Consider the following 19,269-nt stretch of genomic DNA (forward strand, 5'->3'; position numbering starts at 1 on the left):
CTAACCTGCGTAAGGTTCGGTTGTCGCGTCATCACGCGCTAACGCGACATCGCTGATATCAAAAATGGCGTAAGATAAGGTTAGCTCTTGAACGTCTTGAGGTAACTCTGTATCAACATAAAATACGAGCTTGAACTCAACTTCTTGATTAGGTTCGAATGGCTGTCTATCAAAGCAAAAGCAAGCTACTTTATGTAAGTATTTGGCTGCTTTTCCCGGTGAAACAGACGGTACTGCCTGCATCACTCTCTGATATTCACTTAAGTTTTTAGCGACAAAAACAAGCTCTGACATTTCCCCTGGCTTTACAGCGACAGAAAACTGTTTTGCTTTTACGCTAAACGGCACGCCTTGCTTGGTTTGAGTAATAAAACTCACATCAACCATTCTTGATTCATCCACTAAATTACTGGCCTGCGCCGCTTCCATATCTGGCTTTCCGTTTAAACCTGTTACTTCACAAAAGACGTCGTAAAGCGGCACCAGCGCAAAAGCAAAAGCAAACATGCCTACAACAGCAATAATGAGTTTCTTAACAAGTGCCGCATGCATACTATTTCACCTCTGGAGGGGTACTAAATGTATGTAAAGGTGCTGGAGAAGGTACCTCCCACTCAAGCCCATCTGCCCCATCCCACACTTTAGCTGGCACCGATTCACCACCTCGTACACACTTGAACACACACCAAACAAAAATGAGTTGAGAAAGGCCAAAGGCAAAGCCACCAATGCTAATGATGGCATTGAAATCCGCAAACTGAAGAGCATAATCAGGTATACGTCTTGGCATGCCAGCAAGGCCTACAAAGTGCATAGGGAAGAATAAAATATTGACGCTGATTAATGACATCCAAAAATGCCATTTCGCGGTGGTAATACAGTACATGTGGCCAGTCCATTTAGGTAACCAATAATAAACTGCAGCCATAATGGAAAATACAGCCCCTGTTACCAGTACATAATGGAAATGCGCCACAACAAAATAAGTATCATGGTATTGGAAATCAGCAGGGGTTATAGCTAGCATCAACCCTGAGAAGCCACCTAAAGTAAAGAGTACAATGAATGCAATCGAGAACATCATAGGAATTTCGAAACTAATCGAGCCACGCCACATAGTCGCCACCCAATTAAAGACCTTGACTCCCGTAGGTACAGATATCAGCATGGTCGCATACATAAAGAAGAGCTCTCCAGCCAATGGCATACCTGTAGTAAACATATGGTGTGCCCATACAATAAAAGATAAAAATGCAATAGAAGAGGTTGCGTATACCATAGAAGAGTAACCAAATAGCTTTTTCCGTGAAAAAGTCGGCACTATGGTCGAGATAATGCCAAATGCTGGCAGTATCATGATGTAAACTTCAGGATGACCAAAGAACCAGAAAATATGCTGGAACATAACCGGATCCCCGCCCCCCGCGGCATCAAAGAAACTAGTTCCAAAATACTTATCGGTAAGAACCATAGTGACAGCGCCAGCCAATACAGGCATTACAGCAATCAATAAAAAAGCCGTTATTAGCCAAGTCCATACAAAGAGGGGTAACTTCATCCATGTCATACCTGGGGCGCGTAAATTGACTATAGTCACAATGACATTAATTGCGCCCATAATGGAACTAATACCCATGATATGAACGGCAAACACAAACAGTGCCGTATTATCGTTACTATATGTTGTGGATAACGGCGCATAGAAAGTCCAGCCAAACGCAGGGCCTCCACCTTCCATAAATAGTGAGGCAAGCAAGATTGCAAATGCAAAAGGTAAGATCCAAAAACTCCAGTTATTCATTCTTGGCAGTGCCATATCTGGTGCGCCTATCATCATAGGGATCATCCAATTAGCTAAGCCTGTAAAGGCTGGCATAACAGCACCAAACACCATGATCAAACCATGTACTGTCGTCATTTGATTAAAAAAGTGCGGATCAACTAGCTGTAAACCAGGCTGAAAGAGTTCAGCCCGTATCACCATGGCCATGGCCCCACCAATCAAAAACATCACTAAAGAAAAGATTAAATACAGAGAGCCGATTTCTTTATGGTTAGTCGTAAAGAGCCAGCGCTTTATGCCTGTAAGATGCTCTTCATGAGCATGTTCTGAACTTTGAACCTGAGTACTCATGATTACTCTCCTGACGTTTTATCGATAAATGCTTGAACTTGACTAGGCTGAATAACTTCACCTGTATCATTACCCCAGCTATTACGTTTATATGTAATAACAGCCGCAATCTGTTTTACTGAAAGTTGCTTTGCAAACGCCTGCATTGCAGTGCCCGGACGACCATTTAAAAGCACATCTATGTGCTCATCTAAGTCCCCTTTAACAACGGCATTATCTTTAAGGCCAGGAAAAACACCGGGAAGCCCCAACCCTGTAGGTTGATGACATGCAGCACAATAACCCATGTACACAGCTTGACCTTCCGTCATCAGTTCTTCTTTACTTAGAGTTTGTGACAGCAGTGCTTCTGCTTCTTTGGCAGCTTCGGTCTTAGCTAACTGTTGTTCAGTTAACCATTGTTCGAATTTATCAGGTGAGACAGCTTCTACTACAACAGGCATAAAGCCATGGTCTTTACCACACAACTCAGCGCATTGACCGCGGTAAATACCTTCTTCATTTACTTTTGTCCATGCTTCATTGATAAAGCCTGGGTTAGCATCTTTCTTAACTGCAAAATCTGGTACCCACCATGAATGGATAACGTCATCTGACGTCATGAGAAATCTCACTTTTTTATTTGTAGGTATTACCAGCGGTTTATCTACATCCAATAGGTAGGTCTCAGTTTTTTCTTCCTCATTGTTAACCTGAGATAAAGGAGTAGATAAAACAGAAAAGAAATCGACGTCATGTCCAAGGTATTCATAATGCCATTTCCACTGCGACCCAGTGACCTTGATTGTTATGTCAGCCTTGCTGGTATCTTCCATAGCAATCAAAGTCTTCGTTGCTGGAATTGCCATAATAACAAGAATGAGAAAAGGAATTGCCGTCCAAACAATTTCTACTTTGGTACTTTCATGAAACTGTGCAGCAACAGCTCCCTTAGACTTTCTGTGTTTTATTAGCGCCCAAAACATCACAGAAAATACAATAAGACCAATGACACAACAGATAAGAAAGATGGTCATATGTAGTTCATACACACTATGACTTACATCAGTGACCCCTTTTCTCATGTTGTAGTCACTACTGGCTAGTGTAAGTGGACTTAGCAACAAAAAAGTAAGCAAATAAGCAAATTTACTTATTCTCATACGACGCCCCCATTTATCGACTTCAGCAAAGAAGTCCGCAGTTAGAATTATTGGATGACCGTCATAGGATCCGACTAAAGTCGAAGGCAATACATGACCTATTAACAATTAGTCAATAAATAAACAATTAGCAAGAAAGGTAAATAGAAGAATTTGGTATATAAAAATGGAAAACAAGAAGAGATCTGGTTAGCTGATTGGAGAAAAAGTAAGAAAAGATCAGCTAACCTATTGTAATAACATGATTGATGTTACATCCAATTCGAATTTCTTATGACGCCGACAGCAAGGCCTTCAATGGCAAAAGATTCATGCTCAAGATCAACTTCAATTGGAGGAAACTCTTCATTTTCAGCGTGCAATAGCACTTTACGTCCTTTTTGCTCTAACCTCTTAACGGTTACATCGTTATCGACTCTCGCAACAACAACTTGACCGTTTTGAGCCACTTGAGCTTTATGCACTGCCAAAAGATCGCCATCAAGAATGCCGATATCTTTCATACTCATTCCGTCAACACGTAATAGGTAATCAGCAGCTGGCTTAAATAAACTTGGATCAACCTCGTAATGACTTTCGATATGCTCTTGAGCCAGAATAGGCTCACCAGCAGCAACTTTACCAATCAAAGGGAGGCCAGCATCTTCAGAAGAGCCATCATCAACTAAACGTATACCACGGCTAGCCCCTGGCACCATTTCTATTACCCCTTTCTTAGCTAAGGCTTTCAAATGTTCTTCGGCCGCATTTGCACTTTTAAAACCAAGCGCATCTGCTATTTCAACACGAGTAGGAGGCATACCTGTATCTTTGATGAAGACTTTGATGAGTTCAAATACTTGTTCTTGTCGTTTCGTTAGTGGTCGCATACAACTGGTTTTCCATACAGGTAAAGATACTGTGAGTATATACAGTTATCTAAAAATGGCAAACTAAATCTGGATAGATTTAATGCAATTAAGTGCAAAGTGTTAACGACAATGAGCGAAGCGAATACGTTTGCTTTGCGCAAGAAAGGTGTAAAAGGCTAGCGACAGCGAACGCAGTGAGAGCGCTTCTTTTGAGCAAGGTGCAGTTAGCTATTTTAGCAATTGCAGAGGGACTTAAAGCAAAAAAGCCCGACTCTTTCGAATCGGGCTTTCTTTAAATAGGTGCTTGGCAATGTTCTACTTTCACATGGGAGACCCACACTATCATCGACGCTGTTTCGTTTCACTTCTGAGTTCGGCATGGAATCAGGTGGTTCCAAAACGCTATGGTCACCAAGCAAATTTGGTTAAAATCTGGAAAAAATCTGATAATTCTAAAACTTTCTACTTTAGTTCATATTAGCTTCTGAGCTAAAACCACTTTGGCGTTGTATGGTTAAGCCTCACGGGTAATTAGTACTGGTTAGCTTAATGTATCACTACACTTCCACACCCAGCCTATCAACGTTGTAGTCTCCAACGGCCCTTCAGTTAACTTAAAGTTAAAGTGAGAACTCATCTCGAGGCTCGCTTCCCGCTTAGATGCTTTCAGCGGTTATCGATTCCGAACGTAGCTACCGGGCAATGCAATTGGCATCACAACCCGAACACCAGCGGTTCGTCCACTCCGGTCCTCTCGTACTAGGAGCAGCCCCTCTCAATTCTCAAACGCCCACGGCAGATAGGGACCGAACTGTCTCACGACGTTCTAAACCCAGCTCGCGTACCACTTTAAATGGCGAACAGCCATACCCTTGGGACCGACTTCAGCCCCAGGATGTGATGAGCCGACATCGAGGTGCCAAACACCGCCGTCGATATGAACTCTTGGGCGGTATCAGCCTGTTATCCCCGGAGTACCTTTTATCCGTTGAGCGATGGCCCTTCCATTCAGAACCACCGGATCACTATGACCTACTTTCGTACCTGCTCGACGTGTCTGTCTCGCAGTTAAGCTGGCTTCTACCATTACACTAACCGTACGATGTCCGACCGTACTTAGCCAACCTTCGTGCTCCTCCGTTACTCTTTGGGAGGAGACCGCCCCAGTCAAACTACCCACCAGGCACTGTCCACAACCCCGATTAGGGGCCTATGTTAGAACATCAAACATACAAGGGTGGTATTTCAAGGATGGCTCCACAACATCTAGCGACGCTGCTTCAAAGCCTCCCACCTATCCTACACATGTAGGCTCAATGTTCAGTGCCAAGCTGTAGTAAAGGTTCACGGGGTCTTTCCGTCTAGCCGCGGGTACACAGCATCTTCACTGCGATTTCAATTTCACTGAGTCTCGGGTGGAGACAGCGTGGCCATGGTTACACCATTCGTGCAGGTCGGAACTTACCCGACAAGGAATTTCGCTACCTTAGGACCGTTATAGTTACGGCCGCCGTTTACCGGGGCTTCGATCAAGAGCTTCGCCTAAGCTAACCCCATCAATTAACCTTCCGGCACCGGGCAGGTGTCACACCGTATACGTCATCTTACGATTTTGCACAGTGCTGTGTTTTTAATAAACAGTCCCAGCCACCTGGTCACTGCGGCTCCCGTCCGCTTAGAGAGTAAATCTCATCACAGATAGGAGCGTACCTTCTCCCGAAGTTACGGTACAATTTTGCCTAGTTCCTTCACCCGAGTTCTCTCAAGCGCCTTAGTATTCTCTACCTGACCACCTGTGTCGGTTTGGGGTACGATTCGGTATAATCTGAAGCTTAGAGGCTTTTCCTGGAAGTAGGGCATCAGCAACTTCATTTCCGTAGAAACTCGTCTCGTGTCTCAGCCTTAAGAACCCGGATTTGCCTAAGTTCTCAGCCTACTCACTTTCACATGGACAACCAACGCCATGCTTGCTTAGCCTGCTCCGTCCCCCCATCGCAATTATACCAAGTACGGGAATATTAACCCGTTTCCCATCGACTACGCTCTTCAGCCTCGCCTTAGGGGTCGACTTACCCTACCCTGATTAACATGGGATAGGAACCCTTGGTCTTCCGGCGTGCGGGTTTTTCACCCGCATTATCGTTACTCATGTCAGCATTCGCACTTCTGATATGTCCAGCATGCCTCCCGGCACACCTTCAGCCACTTACAGAACGCTCCCCTACCCCGCATACTAATGTATGCAGCCGTAGCTTCGGTGGTATGTTTAGCCCCGTTACATCTTCCGCGCAGGCCGACTCGACTAGTGAGCTATTACGCTTTCTTTAAAGGATGGCTGCTTCTAAGCCAACCTCCTAGCTGTTTTAGCCTTCCCACATCGTTTCCCACTTAACATACACTTTGGGACCTTAGCTGACGGTCTGGGTTGTTTCCCTCTCCACGATGGACGTTAGCACCCACCGTGTGTCTCCCGGATATTACTTTACGGTATTCGGAGTTTGCAAAGGGTTGGTAAGTCGGGATGACCCCCTAGCCTTAACAGTGCTCTACCCCCGTAAGTATTCGTCCGAGGCTCTACCTAAATAGATTTCGGGGAGAACCAGCTATCTCCCGGTTTGATTAGCCTTTCACTCCAAGCCACAGGTCATCCCCTAACTTTTCAACGTTAGTGGGTTCGGTCCTCCAGTTGATGTTACTCAACCTTCAACCTGCCCATGGCTAGATCACCGGGTTTCGGGTCTATACCTTGCAACTCAACGCCCAGTTAAGACTCGCTTTCGCTACGGCTACCCTAAACGGTTAACCTCGCTACAAAATATAAGTCGCTGACCCATTATACAAAAGGTACGCAGTCACCCTCGAGGGGCTCCTACTGCTTGTACGTACACGGTTTCAGGTTCTATTTCACTCCCCTCACAGGGGTTCTTTTCGCCTTTCCCTCACGGTACTGGTTCACTATCGGTCAGTTGGGAGTATTTAGCCTTAGATGATGGTCCACCTATATTCAGTCAAAGTTTCACGTGCTCCGACCTACTCGATTTCACTTTAGATAAGTTTTTGTGTACGGGACTGTCACCCTGTATCGTCAAACTTTCCAGAATGTTCCACTAACTACACTAAAGCTTAAGGGCTAGTCCGATTTCGCTCGCCGCTACTTTCGGAATCTCGGTTGATTTCTTTTCCTACGGGTACTTAGATGTTTCAGTTCTCCGCGTTCGCCTCGTTAACCTATGTATTCAGTTAACGATACCTGCAAGCAGGTGGGTTTCCCCATTCGGAAATCCTAGTCTCAAGCGCCTCTTACTGGCTTGACTAGGCTTATCGCAAGTTAGTACGTCCTTCATCGCCTCCAACTGCCAAGGCATCCACCGTGTACGCTTAGTCACTTAACCATACAACCCAAAATGGTTTGTATCGTCAAAGACAGTTTTAACTTCGCCAGAAGTTAATATTGAATACTAAAGTAGACGCTAATAAACAATTAAATGTTTATCGGCATTGTTTTACTTTTGAAAACTCTTTTTAGAATTTCTTCTAAAAGAATTAATTATCAGCTTTTCCAAATTTTTAAAGAGCAAGAGAATTACTTCTCAGAGTTAAAGACTCTGAAGTCAAAGCATTTATCTATGAGGAGTAAGTAGTAAAGTGGTGGAGCTAAGCAGGATCGAACTGCTGACCTCCTGCGTGCAAGGCAGGCGCTCTCCCAGCTGAGCTATAGCCCCACATTACTAGGAATACATTGTTTGACCGAGCTTCTTTTTGAGGCAAGGCATAAAGCGAGGAAGTTTAGTTCGACTAAACGACGAGCTTTATAACGCAGCATCGAGAAGAAGTGGTGGGTCTGAGTAGACTTGAACTACCGACCTCACGCTTATCAGGCGTGCGCTCTAACCAGCTGAGCTACAGACCCAAACAATGTTTGTGTTCTCTAATTCTATTCAACAATCATCTGTGTGGACACTACGAACAAATCTGTTCTAAATCGTTAAGGAGGTGATCCAGCCCCAGGTTCCCCTAGGGCTACCTTGTTACGACTTCACCCCAGTCATGAATCACTCCGTGGTAAGCGCCCTCCCTAAGGTTAAGCTACCTACTTCTGGAGCAACCCACTCCCATGGTGTGACGGGCGGTGTGTACAAGGCCCGGGAACGTATTCACCGCGGCATTCTGATCCGCGATTACTAGCGATTCCGACTTCATGGAGTCGAGTTGCAGACTCCAATCCGGACTACGACGCACTTTAAGTGATTCGCTAACTCTCGCGAGCTTGCAGCACTCTGTATGCGCCATTGTAGCACGTGTGTAGCCCTACACGTAAGGGCCATGATGACTTGACGTCGTCCCCACCTTCCTCCGGTTTATCACCGGCAGTCTCCTTAGAGTTCCCGACCGAATCGCTGGCAACTAAGGATAGGGGTTGCGCTCGTTGCGGGACTTAACCCAACATCTCACAACACGAGCTGACGACAGCCATGCAGCACCTGTATCAGAGTTCCCGAAGGCACCAAACTATCTCTAGTAAGTTCTCTGTATGTCAAGTGTAGGTAAGGTTCTTCGCGTTGCATCGAATTAAACCACATGCTCCACCGCTTGTGCGGGCCCCCGTCAATTCATTTGAGTTTTAACCTTGCGGCCGTACTCCCCAGGCGGTCTACTTAATGCGTTAGCTTTGGAAAAGTTGTCCGAAGACCCCAGCTCCTAGTAGACATCGTTTACGGCGTGGACTACCGGGGTATCTAATCCCGTTTGCTCCCCACGCTTTCGTACATGAGCGTCAGTATTGACCCAGGTGGCTGCCTTCGCCATCGGTATTCCTTCAGATCTCTACGCATTTCACCGCTACACCTGAAATTCTACCACCCTCTATCATACTCTAGTTTGCCAGTTCGAAATGCAGTTCCCAGGTTGAGCCCGGGGCTTTCACATCTCGCTTAACAAACCGCCTGCGTACGCTTTACGCCCAGTAATTCCGATTAACGCTCGCACCCTCCGTATTACCGCGGCTGCTGGCACGGAGTTAGCCGGTGCTTCTTCTGTAAGTAACGTCACAGCTAGCAGGTATTAACTACTAACCTTTCCTCCTTACTGAAAGTGCTTTACAACCCTAAGGCCTTCTTCACACACGCGGCATGGCTGCATCAGGCTTGCGCCCATTGTGCAATATTCCCCACTGCTGCCTCCCGTAGGAGTCTGGACCGTGTCTCAGTTCCAGTGTGGCTGATCATCCTCTCAAACCAGCTAGGGATCGTCGCCTTGGTGAGCCATTACCTCACCAACTAGCTAATCCCACTTGGGCTAATCTAAGGGCGAGAGCCGAAGCCCCCTTTGGTCCGTAGACGTTATGCGGTATTAGCAGTCGTTTCCAACTGTTGTCCCCCACCCTAAGGCATATTCCCAAGCATTACTCACCCGTCCGCCGCTCGTCATCTTCTAGCAAGCTAGAAATGTTACCGCTCGACTTGCATGTGTTAGGCCTGCCGCCAGCGTTCAATCTGAGCCATGATCAAACTCTTCAATTAAAAGTTTTTTGAATCCGAAGATTCGTGCTCAATGAATTCTGTATAAATTGACTATATAGTCACTCATAAGAAATTGAGACTCTAAATTTTTTGCTCCTGAATCAAGAGCTGTTAGAACCCAATCTGTACGAGTGCCCACACAGATGATTGCTTCATATTTTTAAAGAACAGTGTAACTCGATGAGTTACCGCAGACTCGCTGCGAAGTGGAGCGCCATAATAACGACTTCACTTTTTATGTCAACACTTAATTTTAAAAAGTTATTTAAGATTAAGTTTTATTTGACTCGACATCGTTTTGATTTGCTTTTCAGCGTCTCGCCCCGTGTCAGTGGGGTCGCATTATAGGGAGATCATTTTTTTGATCAACCCCTTTTTGCAATTAATTTTAAGAAATGTGTTCAACCGCTCAAAAAGAAATCAAAACCCTGTTTTTAGTCGCTTTTTGCTAACATTTAATACAGGTTATTTGCATTTGAAGACTAAGATCTAGTTAGATCTTAGTCTCATCACGCCTTCTTGTATGGTGGAAGCAACTAATTCACCTTTTCTATTAAAGAATTGTCCCCTTACTAAACCACGACCACCACTCGCACTTGGACTATCGACACTATATAGCAACCATTCATCCATTCTGAATGGACGATGGAACCACATAGCATGATCTATCGTTGCAACTTGCATATTAGGTTGTAAAAAAGAAAGTCCGTGCGGCTGCAACGCCGTAGGTAAGAACTCAAAGTCTGACGCATATGCTAATAAGTAGTTATGTATACGTCTGTCATCAGGCATTGTGCCATTTGCCCTAAACCAAACATGCCTTTTAGCTTCAGTACTTTTTGGCTTAAAAGGGTTTTGAAAGTTTACCGGACGCATCTCGATAGGCATTTCGCAGGTAAATTTATTTCTAAGTTGCTCAGGAATTAGATCTGCATGTTCTTGGTAAAACTCAAGTGATGACTTAAGGGTTTCTGGTGCTGGGACATCAGGCATCTCTGTTTGATGAGATAACCCCTCTTCATCCCCCTGAAAAGAAGCTGTCATATAAAAGATAGGTTTACCATATTGGATTGCACAAACACGTCGTGTACTGAAGCTTCTCCCATCTCTGATAGTTTCAACATCATAAACAATTGGTTTGCTGGCATCGCCCGGACGTAAAAAGTATGAATGCAAAGAATTAACATAGCGATCTGCTGGCAACGTATATTTGGCTGCTGATAGGGCTTGTCCCATTACCTGACCACCAAATACCTGAGGGAAACCTAAATCTTGGCTTTGGCCCCTATAAATCCCTTGTTCAATTTCTTCTAATGAAAGAAGTGACAGTAAATTCTCTAATACCTGACTCATAACTCATCATCCTCAAACAACATAACGATTTAATCATACTACACGTATCTGATTATTGTGTATTTACCTTGCTCAGCTTTGTCATTTCATCAACAATATTAAAAAATATTAATCTGAAGGTTTTTATGGCTTATTGGTTATTCAAAACAGAGCCTGATGCATTTTCTATTGATGATTTAAAGAATGCACAGGAGCAAAGTACTTTTTGGGAAGGTGTAAGAAACTATCAGGCACGAAACTTTTTAAGAGATGATGTCAAATTAGGTGATCAGATCTTTATTTACCACTCCAGCTGTAAAGTGCCTGCAATTGTCGGGATCGCAGAAGTAACAGAAGAAGCACACCCAGATCCCCACCAATTCGATCCAAGTAGTGATTACTTTGATGAAAAATCTAAGCCAGACTCCCCAAAATGGTTTGGTGTCACTGTTCAGTTTAGAGAAAAGTTAAGGCCTATCTCTCTGAAACAGATTAAGGCAGATCCTAGAATTATCGACTTACCCCTCAAAAAAGCAGGCCGATTGTCTATCATGCCTGTTACAGAGGAAGAGTTTTTATTATTGAAACATTATCATAATAGCGAGCAGCTTTAATTGCTCGCTATTTTCACTTCAGAAAGCCTATTTGATTTCTGACCATTTCACTTCTGCAGGTAGAATGCGCTCAGGTGAAATATAGTGAAGAATATCACCGCCTTTAATCTGATAATGTAAAGGTGGATTCAAATCCATATTAAACGCGTTCAGATCATGGGCAACCCCCAAAATAATTGCATCGTGTTTTTCTTTGAAATAATGGAAAAAAGCAGAGAAAGGCAGTGCTGCAATATTTTCAGGTAACCGCACACTGAACTGAGTATCACCATGTAAAGTTGAGAGTAATTCCTCTTGCACTCTACTGGAACCAGGATCTTGCATAGCGCGGACTAAGATCTCCGCTGATTTAGTGCTCGAACACTCTACGTTTTTACAATGAGTACGAAGCAAATTCACTTTACTCTCATCAATGAAGTGCGCGCTAATATGTGCCGATTCTTTTATCAATGGACTTATCATTAGTGCAGTGGTGAAGGTCTGATCATCGTCTTTGCCATCAATGATGATTTTATCAGCTTGGGAAATAGCAATTCGCTCTAGCTCTTTTTCTTCCGTAAAGCTTGTTAAATGCGCAAATTCGACTTCAGAATAGTTGGCAAGTGGATGCTCTTCGAGATCATTGACGGCAAGTACGATTTGTCGATCTTTTCTTTTACTATCGGCAAGTATGTAATCAACAATCTTTTTTGTTCTCTGCTCATGCCAGCCAAAGATAACGATGTGATCAGCTAAGTGTGCTAAGTTTTTATTTCCTGTCATTGCTCTTTTTACCCAAAATGTAACTAACTGCCCGACTTTGCCGAGCAAGACGCCAAACAGTGCTAATCCAAATGGAATTTGAAATAGTGCCACTACCCAACGACCCATAGGGGTTACTGCACTCATGTCGCCGTACCCTACTGTTGAGGTGGTCACAACATAATAATAAAAATAGGTATTGAGCCCTAATAGCTCAGTTTCGTTTGCAGCAAGAAGAAGTAGCCAAGTCACAGCTATATGCAACACTGTTACTGTCATTAATAACTGCCAACTAGCTCTGTCTATATGTGCTCTCAAGAGCATAGCTAGTTTTTTAAAATACAAAGGCATAGCTAAAATAATTGAATTCAATGATATTGTCACAATACGCGATATCCATGTGCTTGCAAATACCACTTTCAATAAATCTAAGATAGACTTGTACCAATACATAATCAGGTTTATTAGATTTCTCTCTTTTGTCAGGTATACTAAATTTATCTTCTATAAAAGGATAACGACATGGCTGGTGTTTTAGCTTCTGTAGATCAAAGAACTCAGTTAGTGGGTGAAAACCGACTAGAACTGCTGTTATTTCATTTACATAGCCGACACCTATTCGCTTTAAATGTTTTTAAGGTTAAAGAGGTCGTTAAGTTACCCCATCTCAATATCATGCCAAATGCACATCCTAAAGTGTGTGGTGTGACTAATATTAGGGGAGAATCCATTCCAGTTATTGACCTTCGAAGAGCAATCAATTTACCTGAATGTCAGCGTGATGATGACTGCAATCTAGTCATCACAGAATACAACCGAACAGTTCAAGCTTTCCTAGTTGGTAAAGTCGATCAAATCGTCAATACCACTTGGTCAGACATAATGCCACCACCTAGTTCTGTGGGTAAGAACCATTATCTTACTGCCTTTACAAAATTAAAGCGCGATGGCCAAGAACATCTAGTTGAAATAATTGACGTTGAAAAAGTACTAGCTGAGATTATCAGCTATGACATACAAATTTCTGAAGATGTCTTGGATGAGTCAATGCTGCCTGAATTCCAAGGTAAGAAAATTCTTCATGCCGATGATTCTCCAACTGCACGTCGCCAAGTGTCGGACACACTAGCCCAGCTGGGGATTGAAATTATACCTGCAACCGATGGTCAAGCTGCACTTGATATTCTTAAGCGCTGGGCTGACGAAGGTAGAGATGTCACAAAAGAAATCCTTGCGGTGATCACCGATGCTGAGATGCCTGTGATGGATGGCTATCGACTTACCTATGAGATCAGAAATGACACCCGCCTAAAAGATCTTTATGTCATTTTGAATACGTCGCTTAGTGGCAGCTTTAACCAAGCTATGGTTGAAAAAGTAGGTTGTAATGCGTTTCTATCTAAATTCCAACCTGACTTATTAGTTGAAGAAGTTCAGAACCGTTTAAAAGAGTATATTACTCAATAAACTGTTTATTTATACAGTTTTCATCTCGTTTTTTTATTAATAATATCAGAAACTTAAACTATAAGGGTTTGTAATTTCCAGTCTCTAGCTGGGAAATAAGCGCTAGCCTAGGTATACTTTGCTCCATTCTGATTTGGCAAGGTAACCTAATGGACGTTTCTGATTTAATTGACGGCTTAAACGATAAACAACGCGAAGCTGTAGCTGCTCCTTTGCAGAATATGCTGGTGCTGGCTGGCGCAGGCTCAGGTAAAACGCGAGTACTTGTTCATCGTATTGCGTGGTTAATGCAGGTAGAGCACGCCTCTCCTTATAGTATTTTTGCTGTAACCTTTACCAATAAAGCTGCCAAAGAAATGCGTACCCGTGTTGAAGAAACACTTAAGTCGCCTGTCGGCGGCATGTGGATCGGCACTTTCCATGGTTTATCTCACCGAATTTTACGCGCTCATCACCGCGAAGCAAACTTACCTGAAGCATTTCAGATCTTAGACACTGACGACCAAGTTCGTATGATCCGCCGTCTGTTGAAAGCCATGAATATTGATGAAAAGAAATGGCCACCAAAGCAAATCGCCTGGTATATCAGCGCCCGTAAAGATGAAGGTCAACGTCCAAAAGATATTCAGGCTTATGATGTGAACGAACAACTCATGTTGCGCGTTTATACGGCTTATCAAGAAGCCTGTGACAGAGCAGGTTTGGTCGACTTTGCTGAAATCTTATTGCGCTGCTTTGAGTTGTTACAACAACAGCCAACATTACTACGTCACTATCAGCAACGTTTCCGCCATATGCTAGTAGATGAATTCCAAGATACCAACAACATTCAATATCGTTGGCTAAAACTGCTGGCTGGCGGTGGCAGCAATATCATGATCGTAGGCGATGATGACCAAAGTATTTACGGCTGGCGTGGTGCTAAAATTGAAAACATCAAACGCTTTTTAGATGACTTCGATGCAGAGACAATCCGCCTAGAGCAAAATTATCGTTCAACAGCAACCATTCTAAAAGCATCTAACGCACTGATTGAAAACAACGCCGAACGAATGGGTAAAAGTCTTTGGACCGATGGCAACCAAGGCGAACCAATTTCGATTTATGCCGCCTTTAATGAATTAGATGAAGCCCGTTTTGTAGTAGGTAAAATCAAAACTTGGCTGAATGGAGGTAATGCGCTACAAGATTGCGCCATTCTTTATCGTAACAACGCCCAGTCACGTATTCTTGAAGAGGCCATGTTACAAGAAGGCTTGAAATACCGTATTTACGGCGGTATGCGCTTCTTCGAGCGCCAAGAGATCAAAGATGCTTTATGTTACTTACGCCTGATCTGCAACCGTCAGGATGATGCCGCATTTGAGCGAGTTATTAATACCCCAGCCCGTGGTATTGGTGACAAAACCTTGAGCCATATCCGTGACTGTGCACGAAATGAATCAATGCCATTGTGGTACGCCGCAAAAGCGATTCTAGAACAAAAGCATTTAGCTGGTAGAGCTTCAACTGCAGTCACTAAGTTTGTTGAACTTATCGAGCATCTCAGCGATAAAATTGATGAGCTAGAATTGAGCGAACAAGCCAAACAAACCATTGAAGTATCTGGCCTAATGGCAATGTACCAAGCCGAAAAAGGCGAAAAAGGTCGTGCTCGAGTAGAAAACTTAGAAGAATTGATCAGTGCCTGTGGTCAATACGAGCCGCCTATTGATGAAGACTTTAGTTCACCACTACAAGGCTTTTTAGCCTACACATCACTCGAAGCTGGTGAAGGCCAAGCTGATGAACATGAAGATGCGGTGCAAATGATGACCTTGCACTCGGCAAAAGGTCTAGAATTCCCACTTGTATTTATGGTTGGTGTAGAAGAAGGCATGTTCCCTTCACAGCAAAGCCATGAAGAGTCGGGTCGCTTAGAAGAAGAGCGCCGCTTATGTTATGTCGGTATGACCCGAGCAATGGATAAACTTTATATTAGTCATGCTGAAAGTCGTCGCTTGTATGGACAAGAAAAGCACCATAGTCCTTCGCGCTTCTTACGTGAAATCCCAGAAGATTGTGTAGAAGAAATTCGCATTAAAACACAAGTTTCGCGCCCGACGAGTACTGGCAGATTTAGTAACACTATTACTTTAGCGACCTTTGAAGAGAGTGGCTACAACCTTGGGCAACGGGTATTACACGCTAAATTTGGCGCTGGCACCGTATTAAATTATGAAGGTAATGGCGCGCAATCACGTATTCAAGTCAACTTTGACGATGTGGGTACTAAATGGCTTGTCACCGCTTATGCAAGACTCGAAAGTATATAATATAGAGGCGCTATTTGAGCGCCTTACTTATAATCAGCACCGTCAATTAGTGTTGTTTTGCGGCTCTCAGAAATGGGCTGCCACTGAGTTGAATAAACTCACCAGCAAGACAACTTCTTTTTTAACACTGTCAAAGGAATCGGCTTTTACCCAAGCACAATGGCCAGAGCATCTTCATCAAATACTTGGGCAAGAGTTTGAAATCGCTGTCTACGATGGTTATTCCGGCATAATTCCTAATAAACTCGCAGCACTCAGCGGTACAGTGAAGGCGGGTGGCATCCTTGCGTTAGTCTTACCTGAGCTGGAGCAACTAAGTGCTTGGTGCGACCAAGGAGTAGAGACCTGGCAAAATCATGGTCAAATACTCACAACAAGTCTATTTTTAAAACGCTGGCAGACACTTTTTTCTCAACTCGATATCTCCATTGTCTCTGAAACTCATGACTCAAAGTTCACCTTGCCAAATATAAAAGCTGCAGATGAACTGAGTCATCGACTCACAGAGCAAAGCAATACTGTCGACCAGCTTGTAACTTTGCTTACAGACTCTCAGCAATATGTTTTGCTTACAGCTGATAGAGGCAGAGGAAAATCATCTGCTTTAGGGTTATTAGCGAGCAAAATGCCTAGACAATCATTCGTGATATGTGCACGGCAATATCAAGCGGTAAAAAGTAGCTTTAAGCATTTGGCAAAAGCGCTCGATATTGAGTATTCAGGTAATGAAAAAACATTGTCTAACTTACGCTTTTGTCCACCTGATAAACTACTTCAAGAAAGTATCAGCGATGAAATAGTTCTTGTTGATGAAGCGGCAGCTTTACCTGTACCAACCCTCATTAAAATAGCTGAGAAGTACAAACGCTGTGTATTTACATCAACCTTAGTCGGTTATGAAGGTAACGGTAGAGGTTACACATTAAGGTTTAAACGTTATTTAGCACAGTACTCCCCCACCTATCAGCAATTAGCACTCAATGCGCCTATTAGATATGAGCTGGGAGACCCGTTAGAAAACAGTATAAACAAACTATTCGCGCTCGATGCTGAATTTAAAGCACCAAAACAGCTAGAACAATTTGAGTTTACTCATATTTCGCCCGAAGATTTACTCCAAGATGAACACCTACTAAAACAAGCGTTTTCATTATTGGTACTTGCTCACTACCAAACGAGTGTCAACGACTTAAGACAACTGCTTGACCAACCTAATAACAAATTGTTCGCAATCAAACAGCAAAATCATTTGCTTGGCATTTGTCTGGTAAGCATTGAAGGCGGCTTAAATAAAGATAGTGTCGCAATGATTGCTCAACAAAATAGGCGACCAAAAGGGCACTTGCTACCTCAGCAGCTTTATCACTTACTGCAGCAAGATACATTTTTGAATCATAGAGCCGCTAGAGTTGTCAGAATAGCAATCGCACCTGATTTTCAAAGCCAAAAGCTGGGTCAGCAGTTATTGAATTACTCCGAGTTGCAACTCCAAGATGAGGTCGACTACTTTGGCAGTAGCTTTGGCTGCAACGCACAGCTATTGAAGTTTTGGCAAGACAACAATTATCAAATTGTTAAGTTAGGCTTTAAACAAGACAAAGCCAGCGGCGAGTATTCAGCGATTGTATTAAAAAGTAATAAAAGTCTGTCTGAAGAGATGCATCAGTTGCGAGTGCACTTTTCTCAGCAATTGACTTATCAATTACTGACACATTTCAAAGCGCTTCCTGATCAGCTAGTTGCTCGCATTTTATATTCAAGCAATAAAGCACAAATCAATGCCTCACAAAAAAAGCGATTAAGTAATCTTCTCGAGCAGCCTGCCCACATTGAACATGGACTCGCTCATATATGGCACATTGCATTGGAACACCCATGGTTGTTATGCCACCTTTCGACTATTTCCCAACGGCTATTAATTAGGCTAATATTACAAGGTAATGAAAAAGACCTAGTTCGAGATGAACTGGGTCTACAATCAAAAAAACATTTAAATCAAAAATTACTTAGTTTAGTTGCAGAAATTTATGCCCAAATTTAAGCCATCAATATTGCTTATCTTTTGTCTATTTTGGGCAGATAAACTGCTTGCTGCCCCCACACAATTTAATATAAAGCTGGGCATGTCTGTTGCGCTAAGTGGACCTGCCAGTGAGATAGGAAGACAACTTGCTCTGGGTTCTCAAATATATTTTGAACAACTCAATAAAAACGGCGGAGTTCATGGTGCCCTGGTTGAGCTAGATGTAAAAGATGATCGCTATGAGCCCAGTCATACCGTTAATAACACACGATATTTTATCTACGAAAAAAAAGTACATGCTTTATTTGGATATATGGGCACCCCAACGACTTCTGCCGTTAAGTCCATGCTAGAGCATGCCCAAACCCCTTTGCTCATGCCATACACAGGTGCAGAATTCTTAAGAAAAAAACCAAAATTTAAAGTCTTTAATTTAAGAGCCAGTTATCTTGATGAGGCCAAAGAACAAATCAATCACTTGGTCGATGAATTAGGGCACTCAAAAATAGCATTACTCATTCAAGCCGATGAATTTGGTATCACGTTACAAAAAAGCCTCACGACTGCATTAAGAATGAAAGGTCTAGCACCACAAGCTATTGGTCGTTTTAGAAGAAATACGAATGAGGTTGAAAAAGCACTTAATCAAATTCTTCAAAGTGAAGCGACAGCTGTTGCGATGGTGGGCACATACGAGCCACTAGCTGAATTTATTCGCCTTTCTCAACAACACAAAAAGCAGTTAGCATTTACCACTGTGTCTTTTGCTTCAAGTGAAGGCTTATTAAGCAAGCTTTCACATCCCAGCCAGCTAATGATCACTGAAGTTGTACCCAACCCTGCTTCATGCAAAGGTAATATTTGCGATAACTTTAGAGCCCTATTGAATGCCCAATCACAACCATTAACTCATGCTATTTTTGAGGGCTACCTAAATGCTTTAGTATTCAGTCGCGCAGCTAAAATGTGTCCATTACCCTTTAATAATAATTGTGTACTGAAAGCACTGCAGAATGTCATAAACCAAGATCTTGAATTACGCCACTTATTTAAGATTTCACCCACTCAAAAGAAATTACCAATTTTCCGTTCATATCACACATAATTGATCTATCATTAGGCATACTTATA

General features: G+C 43.1%; 11 protein-coding genes, 2 tRNA genes and 3 rRNA genes. 5 read left to right on the plus strand and 11 right to left on the minus strand.

Features of this window, described 5'->3' with window-relative positions; genetic code table 11:
* From PP2015_RS15605 to tesB, 10 genes are all read right to left on the minus strand, one after another.
* Positions 1–552, minus strand: coding sequence for a cytochrome c oxidase assembly protein (locus tag PP2015_RS15605; RefSeq protein WP_058031188.1), 552 nt, complete (start codon positions 550–552; stop codon positions 1–3).
* A 1-nt stretch (position 553) separates the two neighbouring features.
* Positions 554–2,134: a cytochrome c oxidase subunit I gene (gene ctaD / locus PP2015_RS15610; protein ID WP_058031189.1), complete on the minus strand. Its 1,581-nt coding sequence runs from the start codon at positions 2,132–2,134 to the stop codon at positions 554–556.
* 2 nt (positions 2,135–2,136) lie between these two features.
* On the minus strand, positions 2,137–3,276 hold the full coding sequence (gene coxB, locus PP2015_RS15615) for a cytochrome c oxidase subunit II (RefSeq protein WP_058031190.1): 1,140 nt from the start codon (positions 3,274–3,276) through the stop codon (positions 2,137–2,139).
* A 251-nt stretch (positions 3,277–3,527) separates the two neighbouring features.
* Positions 3,528–4,145: a transcriptional repressor LexA gene (gene lexA / locus PP2015_RS15620; RefSeq protein ID WP_058031191.1), complete on the minus strand. Its 618-nt coding sequence runs from the start codon at positions 4,143–4,145 to the stop codon at positions 3,528–3,530.
* A 284-nt stretch (positions 4,146–4,429) separates the two neighbouring features.
* Positions 4,430–4,543: ribosomal RNA gene (gene rrf, locus PP2015_RS15630) — 5S ribosomal RNA — on the minus strand.
* Positions 4,544–4,637: 94 nt separating this feature from the next.
* Positions 4,638–7,519 (minus strand): 23S ribosomal RNA (locus PP2015_RS15635).
* A gap of 254 nt (positions 7,520–7,773) precedes the next feature.
* Positions 7,774–7,849: transfer RNA gene (locus PP2015_RS15640), tRNA-Ala, on the minus strand.
* A 111-nt stretch (positions 7,850–7,960) separates the two neighbouring features.
* Positions 7,961–8,037, minus strand: a tRNA-Ile gene (locus PP2015_RS15645).
* Between the two features lie 76 nt (positions 8,038–8,113).
* Positions 8,114–9,646, minus strand: a 16S ribosomal RNA gene (locus PP2015_RS15650).
* The 16S, 23S and 5S rRNA genes sit together here with 2 tRNA genes alongside, the layout of an rRNA operon.
* Before the next feature lie 489 nt (positions 9,647–10,135).
* Positions 10,136–10,999 carry an acyl-CoA thioesterase II gene (gene tesB / locus PP2015_RS15655; protein ID WP_058031193.1) on the minus strand — a complete coding sequence of 288 codons (864 nt, stop codon included), beginning with the start codon at positions 10,997–10,999 and terminating at the stop codon, positions 10,136–10,138.
* A 125-nt stretch (positions 11,000–11,124) separates the two neighbouring features.
* Here tesB and PP2015_RS15660 point away from each other — a divergent pair, with 125 nt between their 5' ends.
* Positions 11,125–11,592, plus strand: coding sequence for an EVE domain-containing protein (locus PP2015_RS15660; RefSeq protein ID WP_058031194.1), 468 nt, complete (start codon positions 11,125–11,127; stop codon positions 11,590–11,592).
* A 27-nt stretch (positions 11,593–11,619) separates the two neighbouring features.
* Here PP2015_RS15660 and PP2015_RS15665 read toward each other — a convergent pair whose 3' ends face one another.
* A complete protein-coding gene (locus PP2015_RS15665; RefSeq protein WP_058031672.1) occupies positions 11,620–12,684 on the minus strand; it encodes a potassium channel family protein in 1,065 nt (354 codons plus the stop codon).
* A 171-nt stretch (positions 12,685–12,855) separates the two neighbouring features.
* On the opposite strand from PP2015_RS15665, the gene PP2015_RS15670 reads away from it, so the two are divergent.
* The 4 genes from PP2015_RS15670 (at position 12,856) to PP2015_RS15685 (ending at position 19,243) form a co-directional block, all read left to right on the plus strand.
* Complete coding sequence (locus PP2015_RS15670) at positions 12,856–13,800, plus strand: chemotaxis protein CheV (RefSeq protein WP_058031195.1); 945 nt, start codon at positions 12,856–12,858, stop codon at positions 13,798–13,800.
* A gap of 149 nt (positions 13,801–13,949) precedes the next feature.
* Positions 13,950–16,115: a DNA helicase II gene (uvrD, locus tag PP2015_RS15675; protein ID WP_058031196.1), complete on the plus strand. Its 2,166-nt coding sequence runs from the start codon at positions 13,950–13,952 to the stop codon at positions 16,113–16,115.
* Positions 16,093–18,156 (plus strand): tRNA(Met) cytidine acetyltransferase TmcA domain-containing protein, encoded by a 2,064-nt coding sequence (locus tag PP2015_RS15680; RefSeq protein ID WP_169792729.1) that lies wholly within the window; start codon positions 16,093–16,095, stop codon positions 18,154–18,156. The genes uvrD and PP2015_RS15680 overlap by 23 nt, the downstream gene beginning before the upstream one ends.
* Complete coding sequence (locus tag PP2015_RS15685) at positions 18,143–19,243, plus strand: ABC transporter substrate-binding protein (RefSeq protein WP_058031198.1); 1,101 nt, start codon at positions 18,143–18,145, stop codon at positions 19,241–19,243. Before PP2015_RS15680 ends, PP2015_RS15685 begins: the two co-directional genes overlap by 14 nt.
* Positions 19,244–19,269: the final 26 nt, after the last annotated feature.

Source organism: Pseudoalteromonas phenolica (assembly GCF_001444405.1).
In the GTDB taxonomy this organism is placed as follows: Bacteria; Pseudomonadota; Gammaproteobacteria; order Enterobacterales; family Alteromonadaceae; genus Pseudoalteromonas; species Pseudoalteromonas phenolica.

Coding starts and splice junctions, on each gene's coding strand:
- ctaD (WP_058031189.1), bottom strand. CDS start 2,134: ATGAGTACTCAGGTTCAAAGTTCAGAACATGCTCATGAAGAGCATCTT.
- PP2015_RS15660 (WP_058031194.1), top strand. CDS start 11,125: ATGGCTTATTGGTTATTCAAAACAGAGCCTGATGCATTTTCTATTGAT.
- tesB (WP_058031193.1), bottom strand. CDS start 10,999: ATGAGTCAGGTATTAGAGAATTTACTGTCACTTCTTTCATTAGAAGAA.
- PP2015_RS15670 (WP_058031195.1), top strand. CDS start 12,856: ATGGCTGGTGTTTTAGCTTCTGTAGATCAAAGAACTCAGTTAGTGGGT.
- PP2015_RS15605 (WP_058031188.1), bottom strand. CDS start 552: ATGCATGCGGCACTTGTTAAGAAACTCATTATTGCTGTTGTAGGCATG.
- lexA (WP_058031191.1), bottom strand. CDS start 4,145: ATGCGACCACTAACGAAACGACAAGAACAAGTATTTGAACTCATCAAA.
- PP2015_RS15680 (WP_169792729.1), top strand. CDS start 16,093: ATGCAAGACTCGAAAGTATATAATATAGAGGCGCTATTTGAGCGCCTT.
- coxB (WP_058031190.1), bottom strand. CDS start 3,276: ATGAGAATAAGTAAATTTGCTTATTTGCTTACTTTTTTGTTGCTAAGT.
- PP2015_RS15685 (WP_058031198.1), top strand. CDS start 18,143: ATGCCCAAATTTAAGCCATCAATATTGCTTATCTTTTGTCTATTTTGG.
- uvrD (WP_058031196.1), top strand. CDS start 13,950: ATGGACGTTTCTGATTTAATTGACGGCTTAAACGATAAACAACGCGAA.
- PP2015_RS15665 (WP_058031672.1), bottom strand. CDS start 12,684: ATGCCTTTGTATTTTAAAAAACTAGCTATGCTCTTGAGAGCACATATA.